Source organism: Microbacterium aureliae, assembly GCF_054780155.1.
The window spans coordinates 85,869-100,882 of sequence record NZ_BAAGWW010000002.1 but is presented as its reverse complement, the minus strand read 5'-3'; the positions used below and the strand labels follow the sequence as shown (position 1 = coordinate 100,882).

The window sequence follows — 15,014 nt, the reverse complement described above, 5'->3', positions numbered from 1 at the left end:
CGCGGACGCCTAGCGTCCGGGGTCGGCCAGGTGACGGCTGCCGTGACTGAGCACCTTCACCACCACGCCGCGACGGTGCAGCTCGGCGACCGTGCGGGTCTCCTCTTCGATGTCCCGCCCGAGGGCGTGGACATTGGCGACCACGAGCACGTCGCCGCGGGTGAGGGTGCCGAACAGCCGCACCAGCCGCTCCTCCCACGACTCCAGAGTCTCGGGCGCCGGATGCCGGAAGCCCTCGATCGGCACGCCGAAGCGAGTCAGCGCGTCGCGCTGGGCGACCACCGAGGGCATGTCGTCGCGCGAGACCACGAGTCCCACCAGCCGCGACCCCGAGGGGCGGGCGCGCCACCAGTGGCGGTCCTGCTGCAGCTCGGTGAAGCAGCGCGGGCACTCCGCCGCGGGGTGCGGCAGGTGCAGCGGCGCGGTGTCCAGGCCCGGAGCGGCGGCGTGGGTGTGCGAGGCCGCGGCATCCGGGAGCGGGGCGGACGCGGGCAGGCCGGTTCCGGCATCCGTCGTCTTGATCGTCTCGGTCATGCCCGCCCCTTCGCTCGTCCCATTCTCACCCACGAAGGCGCGCGGGCGTGACGCGAGCGGGTCAGAGGATGCCGAGGGCCCGGACCGCGTCCCGCTCGGCGACGAGTTCGGCCACCGAGGCGTCGATCCGCACGCGGGCGCGGTCGTCGACGTGCAGGCCCTCCACCACGCGGTAGCCCGAGCCGTCCGAGGTGACGGGAAAGGAGCACACCAGGCCTTCGGGCACGCCGTACTCGCCGTGCGAGACGATCGCGGCGGACGTGCGGCGCTCCCCGGTCCCCAGGATGTCGTCGCGCACGTGGTCCAGCACCGCGTTCGCGGCCGAGGCGACCGAGGACGACCCCCGCACATCGATGATCTCGGCGCCACGACGGGCGACGCGTGGCACGAAGACCTCGTCGAGCCAGCGCAGCGCCGGTTCGCTGCCGCCGAGTCGTTCGGCGAGCGCCCGCACCACCGGCATCCCGTCGACCGTCGCGTGCGAGACGTCGGGGAACTGCGTGGCCGAGTGGTTGCCCCAGATGATCACGCCCTCGATGCTGTCCGGCGGGGCGTCCAGCATCGCGGCCAGCTGGCCGACTGCGCGGTTGTGGTCCAGTCGCGTGAGCGCCGTGAAGCGGTCGGCGGGGATGCCGCGGGCCGAGGCCGCGGCGATGAGCGCGTTGGTGTTGGCGGGGTTGCCCACGGCGACCACCCGCACGTCGTCGGCGGCGTTCTCGGCGATCGCCGCGCCCTGGGGGCCGAAGATGCCGGCGTTGGCCGCGAGCAGGTCGCCGCGCTCCATGCCGGGACCGCGCGGCCGCGCACCGACGAGCAGGGCGATGTCGCATCCGTCGAAGGCGCGCGCGGCGTCGTCGGTGACCTCGACGTCGGCCAGCAGTGAGAACGCGCAGTCCTGCAGCTCGAGGGCGGCGCCCTCGGCCGCACGAAGCCCCGCGGGGATCTCGAGCAGCCTCAGCGAGACGCGGCGGCCCGGCAGCAGATCGCCGGCGGCGATGCGAAAGAGCAGCGCGTAGCCGATCTGACCGCCGGCGCCGGTGAGGGTCACGGTGACGGGTGCCTCGTTCATGGGCCGAGCCTATGCCCGCGTGTCAAGCACCCGCGTGAAATCAGGCGCGGGAGTACGGTGACGCTCATGACGTTCAACGACAACGCCAACGTCTCGGGCACCCGCGCCCGCCGGCGCGGCCGCGGCGCGGCGATCGCCGGGGGCGGCGTGGGCATCGGAGCCATCGCCGTCCTGCTCATCAGCCTATTCACCGGCACAGATCTGACGGGCCTGCTGGGTGGCATGGGCGGGGGCGGGGCGCCGGCGCCCGAGAGCACCATCCAGGGGTGCGAGACGGGAGCCGACGCGAACGCCAACGACGACTGCCGCCTGGCGGCCGGGTCGCTCGCGCTCGACCAGTTCTGGGGCGAGACCGTCGAGGGATACCGCGAGCCGGGATTCATCATCGTGGACGGCCAGACGTCGACGCAGTGCGGCACGGCGTCCAACGCGACCGGGCCCTTCTACTGCCCGCCGGAGCAGACGGTCTACATCGACCCGACCTTCTTCAGCCTGCTGCGGGAGCGCTTCGACGCCAGCGGCGGCGAGCTCGCTCAGCTGTACGTGCTCGCCCACGAGTGGGGTCACCACATCCAGTACATCACCGGCGTCATGGACGAGCACCCCAACAACGGCACCGGTCCCGACAGCAACGGCGTGCGCATCGAGCTGCAGGCCGACTGCTTCGCCGGCGCCTGGGTGGGGCAGATGACCGAGCAGGAGGACGCCAGCGGAACGCCATTCCTCAAGGCGCCCACCCGACAGCAGATCTCGGATGCCCTCAATGCCGCCGAGACCGTCGGGGACGACCACATCCAGGAGCAGTCCGGCGGTCAGGTGAACCCCGAATCGTGGACGCACGGCTCGAGCGAGCAGCGTCAGCGTTGGTTCGAGACGGGCTACGAGGGCGGCGTCTCGACGTGCGACACGTTCTCGGTGGCCGGCGACAGCCTGTGAGACCTCCCGGCGGGACGCCGGGACCGCGCTGGTACAGTGGGGAGATCTTGCAGCGCATCATCGCGCTTCTTGCGTCGTAGAACGCTTCCCTCGCCGCGGTCCCCGGGACCATGCCGGCTGACATCTTTCGTACGGCGACCCGCGGACGAGATCCGACGCGGCACCGACCAGGGCAGCATCCTGCCCGGAGAACACCCACGCATGACTGACATCACCTTCGGCGCGCTCGGCGTGCCCCCGCACATCGCCGACGCGCTGGCCGCGGACGGCAAGACCTCTCCCTTCCCCATCCAGGTGGACACCCTTCCCGACACCCTCGCCGGCCGCGACGTGCTCGGCCGGGGCAAGACGGGGTCGGGCAAGACCCTGGCCTTCGCGATTCCGCTCGCGGCCCGCATCGAGCGCTCCGACCGCCGCCGCCGCGCCGCGCGCGGTCTCGTGCTCTCGCCGACGCGCGAGCTGGCGACCCAGATCAACGCCACCCTCGAGCCGCTGGCCCGCGCGGCGGGGCTGACGACCACCGTGATCTTCGGCGGTGTGAGCCAGCAGCGGCAGGTGCAGGCGCTCAACGACGGCGTCGACATCATCGTGGCGTGCCCCGGCCGCCTCGAGGACCTGATGAAGCAGGGCTTCGTCAAGCTCGATCAGATCCAGACGACCGTCATCGACGAGGCCGACCACATGGCCGACCTCGGCTTCCTCCCCGGCGTCACCCGCATCCTCTCGGCGACCCCGGCCGGCGGCCAGCGCCTGCTCTTCAGCGCGACGCTGGACAACGGCGTCGACAAGCTGGTCCGCCGCTTCCTCGTCAACGAGGTGCTGCACTCGGTCGACGAGGCCACCTCACCTGTCGCGGCGATGACGCACCACGTGTTCGAGGTCGCCGACCCCGACGCCAAGAAGGACGTCGTGCAGACGCTCGCCTCGGGCACCGGGCGCCGCATCCTGTTCCTGCGCACCAAGCACCAGGCCAAGAAGCTCGCCCAGCAGCTGACCGCCCGCGGCATCCCGTCGGTGGACCTGCACGGCAACCTCTCGCAGAACGCCCGCGACCGAAACCTCGCGGCGTTCTCGTCCGGCGAGGCCAAGGTCCTCGTCGCGACGGACGTCGCCGCGCGCGGCGTCCACGTCGACGACGTCGAGCTGGTCGTGCACGTCGACCCGCCGATGGAGCACAAGGCGTACCTGCACCGCTCGGGCCGCACTGCGCGCGCCGGCGCGGAAGGCTCCGTCGTGACCCTCGTCCTGCCCGAGCAGCGCCGCGACGTGCAGCAGCTGCTCCGCAAGGCCGCCATCACCGCCAAGCCGGTCCCCGTCGATGCCGCGTCGGCTCCCGTCGCCGACCTGGTCGGCGAGGTCGCCGCGTACGTCGCGCCCGCGCCAAAGGTCGCGCCCGTCGCGACCGGCACGAGCCAGGGCGCGAACGCCCAGCGCAAGCGCTCTGCCCGTGCCGAGCGCGAGTCCGGCCGCGGCCGCAGCAACACCCCCCAGCGCGGCGGCGAGAACTCCCAGCGCGGCGGCGAGCAGCCGGCTCGCACCCACGGCGCTGCCGGCGGCCAGGGCGGCCAGCGCCGCCGGGGCGGACAGGGCGGCCAGGGTGGTCAGGGACGCGGCGGCGCTCCGAAGCTCATGGTCGGCTCGGTCGTCCGCGCCAACGGCGGCAACCGCCGCGGCGGCCGCTAAGCGCCGGCCTCGGCGTCCAGCGCAGCCGCGACCGCACGGAGCCCGGCGAGCGTCTCGGCGAACGAGGTCGACAGCGGCGACAGCCCGAGCCGCAGGCCGCCGGGATCGCGGTAGTCGGGGATGACGTCGGCGGCCCACAGCCGCGCGGTCACCTCGCGCATCGCCCGGTGCGACAAGGTGATGTGACCGCCGCGCTCGCGCGGGTCGCGGGGCGACGCGAGCGCCACATCGTGGCCGGAGAGCAGGTGCTCGCCGGCCTCGATGGCGAACTCGGTGAGCGCGACCGACTTCTCGCGGATGGCCCCGATGCCCGCGCGGGCGATCATGTCGAGGGTGTCCTGCATCGCCAGCATCCCGACGATGGGCGGCGTCCCCGACAGGAACCGCCGCATGCCGTCGGCCGGGGTGTAGTGCGGCCCCATCGCGAAGACGTCCGCCGCTCCCATCCACCCCTGGATCGGCTGGGCGAGGCGCGACTGATGCCGGGCCGCGACGTACGCGAACGCGGGCGACCCCGGCCCGCCGTTGAGGTACTTGTACGTGCAGCCGACGGCGAGGTCCACGCCCCATTCGTCCAGCTCGGTGGGCACCGACCCCGCGCTGTGGCACAGGTCCCACAGGGCGAGCGCGCCGGCGTCCCGGCAGATCCGCGTCAGTCGTGCGGCGTCCGCCAGGTGCCCCGAGCGATAGGCGACGTGGCTGAGCAGCACGACGGCCGTGGCCGGGCCCACCGCGGCGGCCAGCTGATCGGCGGTGACGCCCGCTGCGCGGTCGACCTCGATCCAGCGCACGCGCGCACCCCGCTCGGCGGCGATCCCGTCGACCAGGTACCGGTCGGTGGGGAAGTTGTCGGTGTCGATGACGATCTCGATGCGCGCGGGATCCGCGGATCGCTGCGCGTCCACGGCGGCACGCAGCAGCTTGTAGAGCAGGACGGTCGTGGAGTCCCCGATCACGGTCTGCCCGGGAGCCGCCCCGATCGCCACGCGGCCGATCTCATCGCCGATGTCGAAGGGCAGCTGCATCCACGATTCGTCCCAGCCCCGGATGAGCCGGCCGCCCCACTCCGTCTCGACGAAGCGGTGCAGGCGCTCCAGGGTCGCCCGCGGCGGGCGCCCGAGCGAGTTGCCGTCGAAGTAGACGAGCGAGGTCTCGGCGCCGACGAACTCGTCGCGATAGGCCGCCAGCGGGTCGGCGGCGTCGAGGGCGCGCGCCCGCTCGTCCCAGTCCTGCTCAGCGGGCATCGTGGTGCTCCTCGCGCGGGCGGTCCTGCGGGTGCTCGTCGTGGACGAGCTCCTCGACGGGGACGACGGTCGCCCCGGCCAGCCATGCGGGCACGTCGTCGAGCGTGACGGGCGGGGCGCCCGGGACGAACGTGGCGACGCCGTGCACGTCGAGCGCCGCGAGCCAGGGCTGCGTCAGCGACGCGACGAGGTCGGCGCCGCGCACGCCGGCGGCATCCAGCGCCGCCAGCTCGGCGGCATCCACCCCGGCCGGGCGATCGCCGTTGCCCAGATCCGTGCCGTAGAGCACGCGGCCGCCCGCGCGGGCGAAGGTCGCGAGATTGATGGCGGCGCGCTCGCGGTCCACGCCGTCGTGGACGGCCAGTGTCGAGATCCAGCGCTGCCCCGAGGCCACGGCGCGGGCGATGTCGGCGCCGTGCAGCCACTCGCCGAACGGGGCGTGCGCCAGCGCGTCGACTCCGGCATCCAGGGCCAGCCGCGTCATCCCCTCGCCCTCGACGTGGGCGACGACGGGCAGTCCGCGCGCCCGCGCGGCGGCCACGACGGCGTCGAGGGTGTCCCGGCCGAAGGCGTCGGGAGGACCGGCGTGCAGGACGACCTTGATGACGGATGCCGCACAGCCGGCCTGCTCGTCGACCGCGGTCGCGGCACCGCCGGCGACGCCGGGGTGCGAGGACGGCGAGCTCACCTCGCGGACGATCGCGGCGGGCGCCCACTCCCGGCCGGCCGGGTAGCCGCCGGGCGAGGTCAGGAAGGCGCCGGCGTGCGCGGTGTGCGGCATGCCGCCGCGGGGGCGGCGCGCGAGCGCGGCGGGGTCGCCGCCGAGGTCGAGCACCGCGGCCACCCCGTTCGCGGCCAGCGCGTGCTCGTCGATGAGGTGCAGGTGCACGTGGTGGTCGACGAACGGCGGCAGCGACACCCCGTGCTGGCCGGTCAGAGCGCGCCGGGCGTGCCGCGCGCCGGGTCCGAGCAGGTCGATCATCGTCCGATCTCCGTCCTCACCGCGTACAGCTCCGGGAAGAAGGTCAGCTCGAGCGCTCGCCGCAGGAACGGTGCGCCGCTCGAGCCGCCCGTGCCGGGCTTGCCCCCGATGATCCGCTCCACCGTCTTGAGGTGGCGGAACCGCCACAGCTGGAAGTTGTCCTCGAGGTCCACCAGCTCTTCGCACGTCTCGTACGCCGCCCAGTGCTCACCGGGATCGGCGTAGATCGCCGCGAAGACCGGGACGAGCGCCGGCTCGAGCGTCCACGCCTTCGTGACGTCCCGTTCGAGGACGGATGCCGGCACGTCGTAGCCGGCGCGCGCCAGCAGGCGCAGGAACTCGTCGTACAGACTGGGCGCCTCGAGGGCGTCGCGCAGGAGGGCCTGGGCGTCGGCATCCGCGTCGAACACGCGCAGCATGCCCGCGTTCTTGTTGCCGAGGCGGAACTCCACCGCGCGGTACTGCGCGGACTGGAAGCCGCTGGAATTGCCCAGGACCCCGCGGAACTGCGCGTACTCCGCCGGGGTCAGCGTCGCCAGCACCGACCACTGCTCGGTGAGGGTCTTCTGGATGTGCTTGACGCGCGCGATGCACTTCAGCGCCGGGGCCAGCTGGTCAGCCCGCAGCAGATCCGCGGCGGCGGTGAGCTCGTGCAGCACCAGCTTCAGCCACAGCTCCGTGGTCTGGTGCTGGATGATGAACAGCAGCTCGTCGTGGTGCTCCGGCTCGCTGAGCGGACGCTGCGCGGACAGCAGGGTCGGCAGGTCCAGGTAGCCGCCGTAGCTCAGACGATCGCGGAAGTCGGTGACGACCGACCCCTCGATCCGTCGCGTGTTGCCCTCGACGCCCTCGTCCACCCCCCGAGCCTAGCCACTCGGGTGCGGCTCTACAGGGTGCCCAGTGTCGCGATGCGTCGGACCATCTCGAGGGAGACGTCCAGCAAACCGGCGAGGATGCATACCGTCCACACGATCTCGAGCACCAACCGCGAGCGCGGACTCCGACGCTGAGCATCTTCCACGGCCACGCGCAGGCCGACGACCATGAGTGCCCAGGCGGCCATGTGGAATCTCGTGCGCACACCGCGCAGCCCGAGGACGATCCAGTGCGCCCATGCCGGGATCATGGCCAGTGCGAATCGTCGGAGCACCTCGCCTTTGCGCCACACGGCGTAGACGATGCCGGGGATGAGCAGGAGCAGGACGGGGCCGAGCCGCCCGCCCCATGGTTCGGCCGAGCCGACGACGCTGCCGACGAAGGGAAGCAGCGGAGCCAGCGCCTGCTGGAGGCCGGAGGGCAGACGTGAGAGGGCATCAGCGCTCGGCTCGCCCCGTATCAAGGTGTCGGGGATATCGCCGGTGATCAGCAGGCACCGGACCAGCCAGAAGCTCACCGCCAACAGGCAGGGAACGGCAAGCGCGAGCCAGCCGAGGAGCACGGTCCGAAGTCGTGGCGGAGGCTGAACCGTGCGACGGTCCAGCAGGTAGCGGGTGAGGATCATGACTCCGATGAGGCCCGCCCCGGCGATCCCGGTGAGCTTGATCGAGACGGCGACGGCGGCGAGCGCGCCGGCGATCCACGCGGCGCGCGGACGACCCGGGGACGCGAGGACGACAGCGGCGCCGGTGATCGTCATCGTCGCGACGGGGACGTCGTTGTAGGCGACGTAGGAGGAGTCCCACACCACCGGCATCGCGAGAGCGGCTGCCGCGGTGACGCCGATGCCTCGGACGCCGAGGCTCGAGGCTGCGCCCGCGACCGCGAATCCGAGCGCGAGGAAGGCGAGGTAGTGCAGGAGGTGCGCGGCGAGGTAGGACTCGTGGGTGGCCGCCGCGGTGTAGGCGACTTCCATGAAGGCGTAACCGTCGGCATGACGGAAGGGGCTGTCGTTCCACCCGCCCGCCTCTGCCCACGCGAGCGGCGCCGGCCAGTGGTATTCGAGCTCGTCCGTGCGGAATGGGGCGACTGCCGTGGCCACGAGGCCGAGGGCGACCGCTGCCGACGTCGCGCCGAGCGCGATCGGATGCCGGCGGATGTGCCGCCACGTCCCGCGCAGCCCGTCCGCGATCAGGTGGACATGTCCTCGCGCCCCCAGCGAGAAGAGGGCGACGCCGATGCCCGCCAACCCGAACGGGAGCCAGGGCCCGAGCAGCCAGAGATGGCCGACGACGAGAGTGACCGAGCCGACGAAGACGAGCCCCCACGTCGGAATGAGGGCGATCCGCGTGGCCAGCGGCAGGGTGAGCCGCCGTGATGTCCACGCGGACAGCGCCGATCCCGCTCCGACCACGGCGATCGCGAGCAGGAGCGCGGTGCCGACCTGCGCGATCACACGTGCGGTCGCCGTGTGGCCCGACCGTACGTCGAACCTGCGGAACCCCCCGGTTTCATGGGGTCAGCATAGCGACGCGGTCAGCGGCCGCAAGGGGCGGGATTCAGATGAGCGAGAGCTCGGTCAGCTTCTGGTGCACGTCGGCGTTGGACGGCTCGACGTGGTGGGTCGAGTCCGGGTACACAACGACCGGGATGTTGGTGCGCCCCGAGATGTCGCGCGCCACGTCGGCGGCCTCGGGCTCGGCGACGAGGTCGATGTACGTGTACTCGACACCCAGCTCGTCGAGCTGCCGCTTGGTGCGGACGCAGTCGCGGCACCAGTCGGCGCCGAACATCGTGATCGTGGAGGACGCGTCGGAAGTCATTCCTCCATTCTCGGACATGTTTCCTGGGTGGGCGCCGGGCGTCCGCCGCGCAGTTCAGTCAGGGGTCCGGTTCCACAGCGTCACTCCACCGGACACGCCGGCTGCCTTGAACACGCTCGTGAACCATGCTTCTTCCGGCAGGCGGTCGAGCGGGAGCCGTGCGACAAGCCCGCGCGCGAAGGGGAGGACGGCAAGGATGATCAGGGCGGTGAGGACGGCTGCCCAGACGGTCCACGGGAGAAGGCGGTCGAGCCACGGAACGGTCGCGAACAGTGACAGGGCGTTCACCCGCTCATCGAGGGACACTCCGTTGGAAGGGCGACGCAGCTGCGTGAGCACGGTCTGGTGCCACATCAGCTCGGGAGCGCGCACGAAGAAGGGGATGGCGAGCCCGCCCGCCACGCCCCCTGCCGCCGCAGCGAACCGCCACAGGCCCGCAGCCCCGAACCGTGCGCCCACGACCGTGGCGACCACCGCACAGTCCAAGATCGCCCAATACTTCACGGTGAGCGCCAGGCCCAGCGCGGCGCCGGCGACCCACACCAGCCCGAGCGAGCGGCGAGCGATGCACCAGAGCGCGGTCAGCAGCAGCAGGCTCAGCACGGGTTCGAGCAGGAACACGCCCTCGGTGGTCACCGCGGCCGGCCACAACGCATAGAGCAACGCGCCCACGACCGCGGCGGTCGCACCGAAGCGGCGCAGGAGCAGCCCGATGAGGGCGGTGTTGGCCGCGCCCGTGAGGATCGCCACGACGCGGGCGGCGGCGAAAGCGCTCGGCTCGCCGACGACGGGCCCCAGCGCCGCCGTGGGCAGGACCCACAGGAATGATCCCGGAGGGTGAAGGTACACGAAGTCGACGTAGGGCAGCCGGCCGGCGAGCACCGAAAGCGCGGCCGAGAACATCACTCCGTCGTCGTATTCCCGCCTGGCCGACAAGTCGCTGGGATCGAGGTACGGCATGAAGCGGAGAGCGAATGCCAGCATGACGACCAGCGCGAGCAGCACGGCGAGTCTGCGCTGTCGGATCACGTCCGCCCTTCCGCCCGGTGGTGGTCAGCCTAGGGAGGTGGCGGCGGTGAGCGCATCCCTCAGCCGGCGACACGTGCGACGATGGTCGCGGTGCAGCTCTCGATCATCGTCCCGACCTACAACGAGGCTCCGAACGTGGCGGAGCTCGTCCGCCGCGTGGGTGAGACCGTCGCGGCGATCGACGGCGGCCTGGATGCCGAGATCCTGTTCGTCGACGACAGCACCGACGCGACCCCCGACGTGGTGCGCGCGGTCGCCGCAGGGGCCCCGCTGCCGGTGCGCCTGCTCCACCGCGAGCAGCCGTCCGGCGGTCTCGGAGGAGCGGTGCTCGACGGTTTCGCCGCGGCGGCAGCGGACCTGTGCGTGGTCATCGACGGTGATCTGCAGCATCCGCCCGAGACCATCGCCGTGCTCTGGGAGCGCTACGCGCGCGGGGACGCCGACGTCGTGATCGCCTCGCGCTACGCCGGCGGAGGCACGTCCGGCGGGCTCGCCGATCGCACCCGCGTGTGGGTGTCGAAGGCGTCCACGGCGATCACGCGCGCGATGTTCCCGGTCCGGCTGAAGGACGTCTCGGATCCGATGACGGGGTTCTTCCTCATCGACCGGCGGGACGTCGACCAGGCCTCGCTGCAGCCCCGCGGCTTCAAGATCCTGCTCGAGATCCTCGCGCGGCGCACCATGCGCATCGCCGAGGTGCCCTTCGACTTCGCCGACCGGCACGCCGGCGACTCGAAGGCGTCGTTCCGGCAGGGGCTGCACTTCATCGCGCAGCTGGCCGCGCTGCGCTTCGGCAAGATGTCGCTGTTCGCCGTCATCGGCGCGCTGGGCGCCGTCGCGAACCTGACGATCGTGTGGGCGCTGACGCAGTTCGGCGTCGACTACATCGTCGCTGCCGTCATCGGCGCCGAGGCGACCATCATCGGCAACTTCCTGCTGATGGAGCGCTTCGTGTTCCACGACATGCGGGAGCTCGCATCGGCCGGCTGGGTCCGCTTCGCGAAGTCCTTCTCGTTCAACAACGCCGAGGCGCTCGTGCGCATCCCGGTGATGGCGTTCATGGTCGAGACCTGGCACCTGTCGGCGGTGCTCGCCACCGCCATCACGCTCGTGGTCGCCTTCGTCGTGCGCTTCGTGTTCCACTCCCTCGTCGTCTACGCCCCGCGCAAGCCCGGCGTCGAGCCGAGCGCCACACGCCGCTTCGTCGACGAGCTCGACCGCCAGGCGACGGCGCCCGGAGAGCTCTAGCCCCGCGCGGAGCGCCCGGCCGCTACGCTGGCCGCGTGACCACCCTCGTCCTCACCGTCGTCGGCGACGACCGCTCCGGCCTCGTGGCCGCGGTCGCCGACATCGTCGACGCCCACGGCGGCAACTGGGAGAACAGCCGCCTCGCCGAGCTCGCCGGCGCCTTCGCCGGCGTCATCGAGGTCTCGGTCCCCGCCGAGCGCGCGGACGACCTGCGCGCCGCGCTGACCGGACTCGACGGACTGCTCACCGTCGCCGTCCACACCGGTGCGGGCGAGACGGATGCCGCGTCCGGCCGCCACCTCACACTCCAGGTCCTCGGCAACGACCGGCCCGGCATCGTGCGCGACATCAGCGCCGTGCTGCGCGCACACGACCTGAGCATCGAGCGGATGACCACCGAGACCCGCGACGCGGCGATGTACGGCGGACGCCTCTTCGAGGCGACCGTCGTGGCCCGGATCCCGGCATCCGGTGAACTGGCCACCGTGACCGCGGAACTCGAGCGCCTCGCGACCGAGATCCAGGTCGACGTCACGCTCGCCGACTGAGGCTGCGCGCGGGTCGTTCCTCCCTCGGCCGTCGTCGAGCGGAGGAAATGTCGGGCTGCGGCGGACGGATTCCAGGCTTTCCGGTCCTCCCCTCCCCGACATCCCCTCCCTTGCCCGTCGGCGAAGGGAGGGCCGGGGGTCAGCGGCGGTGCGCGGTGTAGTACGCGAGCAGCGCGCGGGTCGACGGGTCCTGTGCCGCGAGGGCGTCGTCGTCGCCCTCGAGCGCCGGCGCGATCTGCAGCGCGAGCTGCTTGCCGAGCTCCACGCCCCACTGGTCGAAGGAGTTGATCCCCCAGATGACCCCCTGCGTGAAAGTGATGTGCTCGTACAGGGCGACCAGCTGGCCGAGCACCGCCGGCGTCAGCGCGGGGGCGAAGATCGAGGTCGTCGGACGGTTGCCCGCGAAGGTGCGTGCGGCCACGAGCGGCCCCGTCGTCCCCTCGGCCTCGACCTCGTCGGCGGTCTTGCCGAACGCGAGCGCCTTGGTCTGGGCGAGGAAGTTCGCCAGGAACAGCCCGTGCACATCACGGCCGTCGTCGGCCAGCGGGTAGGCGGGGTTGACGAAGGCGATGAAGTCGGCGGGGATGAGGCGCGTGCCCTGGTGGATCAGCTGGTAGAACGCGTGCTGGCCGTTCGTGCCCGGCTCGCCCCAGAAGACCTCGCCGGTGTCGGTCGTGACGGGGGTGCCGTCCCAGCGCACCGACTTGCCGTTGGATTCCATCGTGAGCTGCTGCAGGTAGGCGGCGAACCGGTGCAGCTGCTGCGCGTAGGGGAGGACCGCGTGCGACTGCGAGCCGAGGAAGTTGACGTACCAGACGTTCAGCAGGCCCATGAGGACGGGCACGTTCTGCTCGAGCGGCTGTGTGCGCACGTGCTCGTCGACGGCGTGAAATCCGGCGAGGAGCTCGGCGAAGACGTCCGGCCCGAGGGTGATGGCCAGCGACGTGCCGATCGCGGAGTCCACGGAGTACCGGCCGCCCACCCAGTCCCAGAATCCGAACGCGTTCTGGGGGTCGATGCCGAAGGCGGCCACCTTGTCCAGCGCGGTCGAGACGGCGATGAAGTGGTGGGCCACGGCATCCGTCCGCGCCTCGTCGGCGTCGGCGAGCGAGCCCGTCTCGGCGAGCTTCGCCCACAGCCAGTCGCGCGCGAGGCGGGCGTTGGTCAGGGTCTCGAGCGTCGTGAAGGTCTTCGACGCGACGATGAACAGCGTGGTCTCGGGGTCGAGGTCGGCGGTCTTCTGCGCCAGGTCGGTCGGGTCGATGTTCGACACGAAGCGGGCCTCGATGCCGGCATCCGCGTAGGGCTTCAGCGCCTCGTAGACCATGACCGGTCCGAGGTCCGAGCCCCCGATGCCGATGTTGACGACGTGGGTGACCCGCTTGCCGGTGACGCCGCGCCACTGTCCGGAGCGCACCCGCTCGGCGAACGCCGCGATGCGATCCAGCACCTCGTGGACGTCGTCGTCGATCTGCTGACCGTCCACGACGAGCGCGGGGGTCGCGCCCTTCGGGCGCCGCAGCGCCGTGTGCAGGACCGCGCGGTCTTCGGTGGTGTTGATGTGCTCGCCGGCGAGCATCGCGGCATAGCGCTCTGCGACGCCGGTCTGCTCGGCGAGGCGGACGAGCGAAGACAGGATGCCGTCGGTGACGAGGTTCTTGGACAGGTCGACGTGCAGGTCGGCCAGGGTGAACGTGAGTCGCGCGACACGGTCGGGGTCGTCGGCGAACCACCCGCGCAGATCGGGGGTGAAGGCGTCCCGGCGGGCGGTGAGCTCGGCCCAGGCGGCGGTTGCGGTGGCATCGATCGAAGCAGTCACGCGCCTAACCTACCCACCTCGCGCCGCGCCCGCCCGGGCGGTGTCACACGACTTAACGCGTCGCCGGGTTCCGGCGGCTCGCCCACCAGGTGGGTGACCGCGCGGATCCGGGCATCCCACCTGCGCAGCGCCACGGCGGTACCGGGGATCGCCTCGCCGACGCCGGTGAGCGCTGCGGCGAGGTCGGTCAGACGCAGCCGGCGGGCGAGCGTGACATGCGGCGTCCACTCGCCGGGGCGGGTGTGCGGCGCATCGTCGCCGGGACCGATCAGGTCGTGCACCGCGGCGTGCAGGGCGAGCAGCTCTGCGGTCGGCAGGACCGACCGTGCGAGCACCCTGCGGTCGCCGGTGCCGAACAGCAGCGGCGCGCCGAGGGTCACCGCTGTCGGCAGGAAGTCAGCCAGCGCCGACGGATCGACCTCGGGCATCTCCGGCCGCACGGCGAGCGTGACATGGGGCCGGTTGCTCGGCGAGGTGTGCGCCGCCATGCTCGACAGTCCGGATGCCGCCAGCGCAGCCCACTCGTCACGGACCGCCGCCTCGGTGACGGGGTCGAACGTGAGCTCGAGGCTGACGATCGGGTGTGGCATGGGTCCAGCATCCCGCGTGGGTGAGGTGGTGGGCGCGGCGCCGTTGGGGCTTGGGACGTTTCGTCTCGCTTCGCTCGCTCAACGGCCGGGGGCGGCGGGGGCGGCGGGGGCGGGGCCGGGCATGAAGAAACCCCCGTGCGTAGAAGCCACACGAGGGTTCCAGTGGCTCCGACGGGCGTCGATCCCGTGACCTCACGATTTTCAGTCGTGCGCTCTACCAACTGAGCTACAGAGCCGCACGGCATCCGAGAATGCCGTGTCCTAAACGAAAAGCCCTCCGAGAAGGGCTTGTCGCTCGGAGCGACCCTGACGGGACTTGAACCCGCGACCTCCGCCGTGACAGGGCGGCACGCTAACCAACTGCGCTACAGGGCCATGCTTATTCAATTTGTATCCGGCAAGAGTGACCCCAACGGGATTCGAACCCGTGCTACCGCCGTGAAAGGGCGGCGTCCTAGGCCGCTAAACGATGGGGCCGAGATGAACCCGGTGGGCTCTCGCTTGCCGACGCTCAAGCATACGAGATCCTCGTCGGATTCGCCAATCGACGGCGGGTGCCTCTGGTGGCGGGCCGAATTCGGGGGTAACGTGCCCCACGTGTGCAGGCCACTGGGGGGCCCGCGCACGCGCGCC

14 protein-coding genes and 3 tRNA genes are annotated in these 15,014 nt (G+C 71.8%); 4 read left to right on the top strand and 13 right to left on the bottom strand.

Going from position 1 to position 15,014, the window contains the following annotated elements:
* Nucleotides 1-9: 9 nt before the first annotated feature.
* Entirely contained in the window at nt 10-534 is a 525-nt protein-coding gene (locus ACYVF4_RS06485) for a recombinase family protein (RefSeq protein ID WP_460720958.1), read from the bottom strand.
* Between the two features lie 61 nt (nt 535-595).
* Nucleotides 596-1,603, bottom strand: coding sequence for a malate dehydrogenase (locus ACYVF4_RS06480; protein ID WP_460720956.1), 1,008 nt, complete (start codon nt 1,601-1,603; stop codon nt 596-598).
* A gap of 66 nt (nt 1,604-1,669) precedes the next feature.
* Here ACYVF4_RS06480 and ypfJ point away from each other — a divergent pair, with 66 nt between their 5' ends.
* Together ypfJ and ACYVF4_RS06470 are read left to right on the top strand one after the other, a co-directional pair.
* The gene (ypfJ, locus tag ACYVF4_RS06475; RefSeq protein WP_460720954.1) at nt 1,670-2,539 is read left to right on the top strand and encodes a KPN_02809 family neutral zinc metallopeptidase; all 870 of its coding nucleotides are present in this window, start codon (nt 1,670-1,672) and stop codon (nt 2,537-2,539) included.
* A gap of 201 nt (nt 2,540-2,740) precedes the next feature.
* Nucleotides 2,741-4,222, top strand: coding sequence for a DEAD/DEAH box helicase (locus tag ACYVF4_RS06470; RefSeq protein WP_460720953.1), 1,482 nt, complete (start codon nt 2,741-2,743; stop codon nt 4,220-4,222).
* On the opposite strand, the gene ACYVF4_RS06465 is transcribed toward ACYVF4_RS06470, so the two are convergent.
* The 6 genes from ACYVF4_RS06465 to ACYVF4_RS06440 all read right to left on the bottom strand — a co-directional run bounded on the left by ACYVF4_RS06465 (nt 4,219) and on the right by ACYVF4_RS06440 (nt 10,176).
* On the bottom strand, nt 4,219-5,466 hold the full coding sequence (locus tag ACYVF4_RS06465; protein WP_460720951.1) for a kynureninase: 1,248 nt from the start codon (nt 5,464-5,466) through the stop codon (nt 4,219-4,221). The genes ACYVF4_RS06470 and ACYVF4_RS06465 overlap by 4 nt on opposite strands.
* Entirely contained in the window at nt 5,456-6,448 is a 993-nt protein-coding gene (locus tag ACYVF4_RS06460) for a hypothetical protein (RefSeq protein ID WP_460720949.1), read from the bottom strand. Before ACYVF4_RS06460 ends, ACYVF4_RS06465 begins: the two co-directional genes overlap by 11 nt.
* Complete coding sequence (gene kynA, locus ACYVF4_RS06455; RefSeq protein ID WP_460720947.1) at nt 6,445-7,305, bottom strand: tryptophan 2,3-dioxygenase; 861 nt, start codon at nt 7,303-7,305, stop codon at nt 6,445-6,447. The genes ACYVF4_RS06460 and kynA overlap by 4 nt, the downstream gene beginning before the upstream one ends.
* A 29-nt stretch (nt 7,306-7,334) precedes the next feature.
* Nucleotides 7,335-8,780: a hypothetical protein gene (locus ACYVF4_RS06450; RefSeq protein WP_460720945.1), complete on the bottom strand. Its 1,446-nt coding sequence runs from the start codon at nt 8,778-8,780 to the stop codon at nt 7,335-7,337.
* A gap of 103 nt (nt 8,781-8,883) precedes the next feature.
* Entirely contained in the window at nt 8,884-9,147 is a 264-nt protein-coding gene (locus ACYVF4_RS06445) for a glutaredoxin family protein (protein ID WP_460720943.1), read from the bottom strand.
* A gap of 54 nt (nt 9,148-9,201) precedes the next feature.
* Nucleotides 9,202-10,176 carry a hypothetical protein gene (locus ACYVF4_RS06440; protein ID WP_460720941.1) on the bottom strand — a complete coding sequence of 325 codons (975 nt, stop codon included), beginning with the start codon at nt 10,174-10,176 and terminating at the stop codon, nt 9,202-9,204.
* Nucleotides 10,177-10,266: 90 nt separating this feature from the next.
* On the opposite strand from ACYVF4_RS06440, the gene ACYVF4_RS06435 reads away from it, so the two are divergent.
* Complete coding sequence (locus ACYVF4_RS06435) at nt 10,267-11,424, top strand: glycosyltransferase (RefSeq protein ID WP_460720940.1); 1,158 nt, start codon at nt 10,267-10,269, stop codon at nt 11,422-11,424.
* 35 nt (nt 11,425-11,459) lie between these two features.
* A complete protein-coding gene (locus ACYVF4_RS06430) occupies nt 11,460-11,972 on the top strand; it encodes a glycine cleavage system transcriptional repressor (protein WP_460720938.1) in 513 nt (170 codons plus the stop codon).
* Nucleotides 11,973-12,111: 139 nt separating this feature from the next.
* On the opposite strand, the gene pgi is transcribed toward ACYVF4_RS06430, so the two are convergent.
* The 5 genes from pgi to ACYVF4_RS06405 all read right to left on the bottom strand — a co-directional run bounded on the left by pgi (nt 12,112) and on the right by ACYVF4_RS06405 (nt 14,858).
* Complete coding sequence (pgi, locus tag ACYVF4_RS06425; RefSeq protein ID WP_460720936.1) at nt 12,112-13,791, bottom strand: glucose-6-phosphate isomerase; 1,680 nt, start codon at nt 13,789-13,791, stop codon at nt 12,112-12,114.
* The gene (locus tag ACYVF4_RS06420) at nt 13,788-14,381 is read right to left on the bottom strand and encodes a 2'-5' RNA ligase family protein (RefSeq protein ID WP_460720934.1); all 594 of its coding nucleotides are present in this window, start codon (nt 14,379-14,381) and stop codon (nt 13,788-13,790) included. The genes pgi and ACYVF4_RS06420 overlap by 4 nt, the downstream gene beginning before the upstream one ends.
* 163 nt (nt 14,382-14,544) lie before the next feature.
* A tRNA-Phe gene (locus tag ACYVF4_RS06415) sits at nt 14,545-14,617 on the bottom strand.
* Nucleotides 14,618-14,682: 65 nt separating this feature from the next.
* Nucleotides 14,683-14,756: transfer RNA gene (locus ACYVF4_RS06410), tRNA-Asp, on the bottom strand.
* A gap of 29 nt (nt 14,757-14,785) precedes the next feature.
* Nucleotides 14,786-14,858: transfer RNA gene (locus ACYVF4_RS06405), tRNA-Glu, on the bottom strand.
* Nucleotides 14,859-15,014: the final 156 nt, after the last annotated feature.

What these genes read in the sequence shown, in the direction of transcription:
- ACYVF4_RS06445 (WP_460720943.1), bottom strand. Translation starts at nt 9,147, where the DNA reads ATGACTTCCGACGCGTCCTCCACGATCACGATGTTCGGCGCCGACTGG.
- ACYVF4_RS06480 (WP_460720956.1), bottom strand. Translation starts at nt 1,603, where the DNA reads ATGAACGAGGCACCCGTCACCGTGACCCTCACCGGCGCCGGCGGTCAG.
- ACYVF4_RS06465 (WP_460720951.1), bottom strand. Translation starts at nt 5,466, where the DNA reads ATGCCCGCTGAGCAGGACTGGGACGAGCGGGCGCGCGCCCTCGACGCC.
- ACYVF4_RS06470 (WP_460720953.1), top strand. Translation starts at nt 2,741, where the DNA reads ATGACTGACATCACCTTCGGCGCGCTCGGCGTGCCCCCGCACATCGCC.
- ACYVF4_RS06460 (WP_460720949.1), bottom strand. Translation starts at nt 6,448, where the DNA reads ATGATCGACCTGCTCGGACCCGGCGCGCGGCACGCCCGGCGCGCTCTG.
- ACYVF4_RS06420 (WP_460720934.1), bottom strand. Translation starts at nt 14,381, where the DNA reads ATGCCACACCCGATCGTCAGCCTCGAGCTCACGTTCGACCCCGTCACC.
- ACYVF4_RS06485 (WP_460720958.1), bottom strand. Translation starts at nt 534, where the DNA reads ATGACCGAGACGATCAAGACGACGGATGCCGGAACCGGCCTGCCCGCG.
- ypfJ (WP_460720954.1), top strand. Translation starts at nt 1,670, where the DNA reads ATGACGTTCAACGACAACGCCAACGTCTCGGGCACCCGCGCCCGCCGG.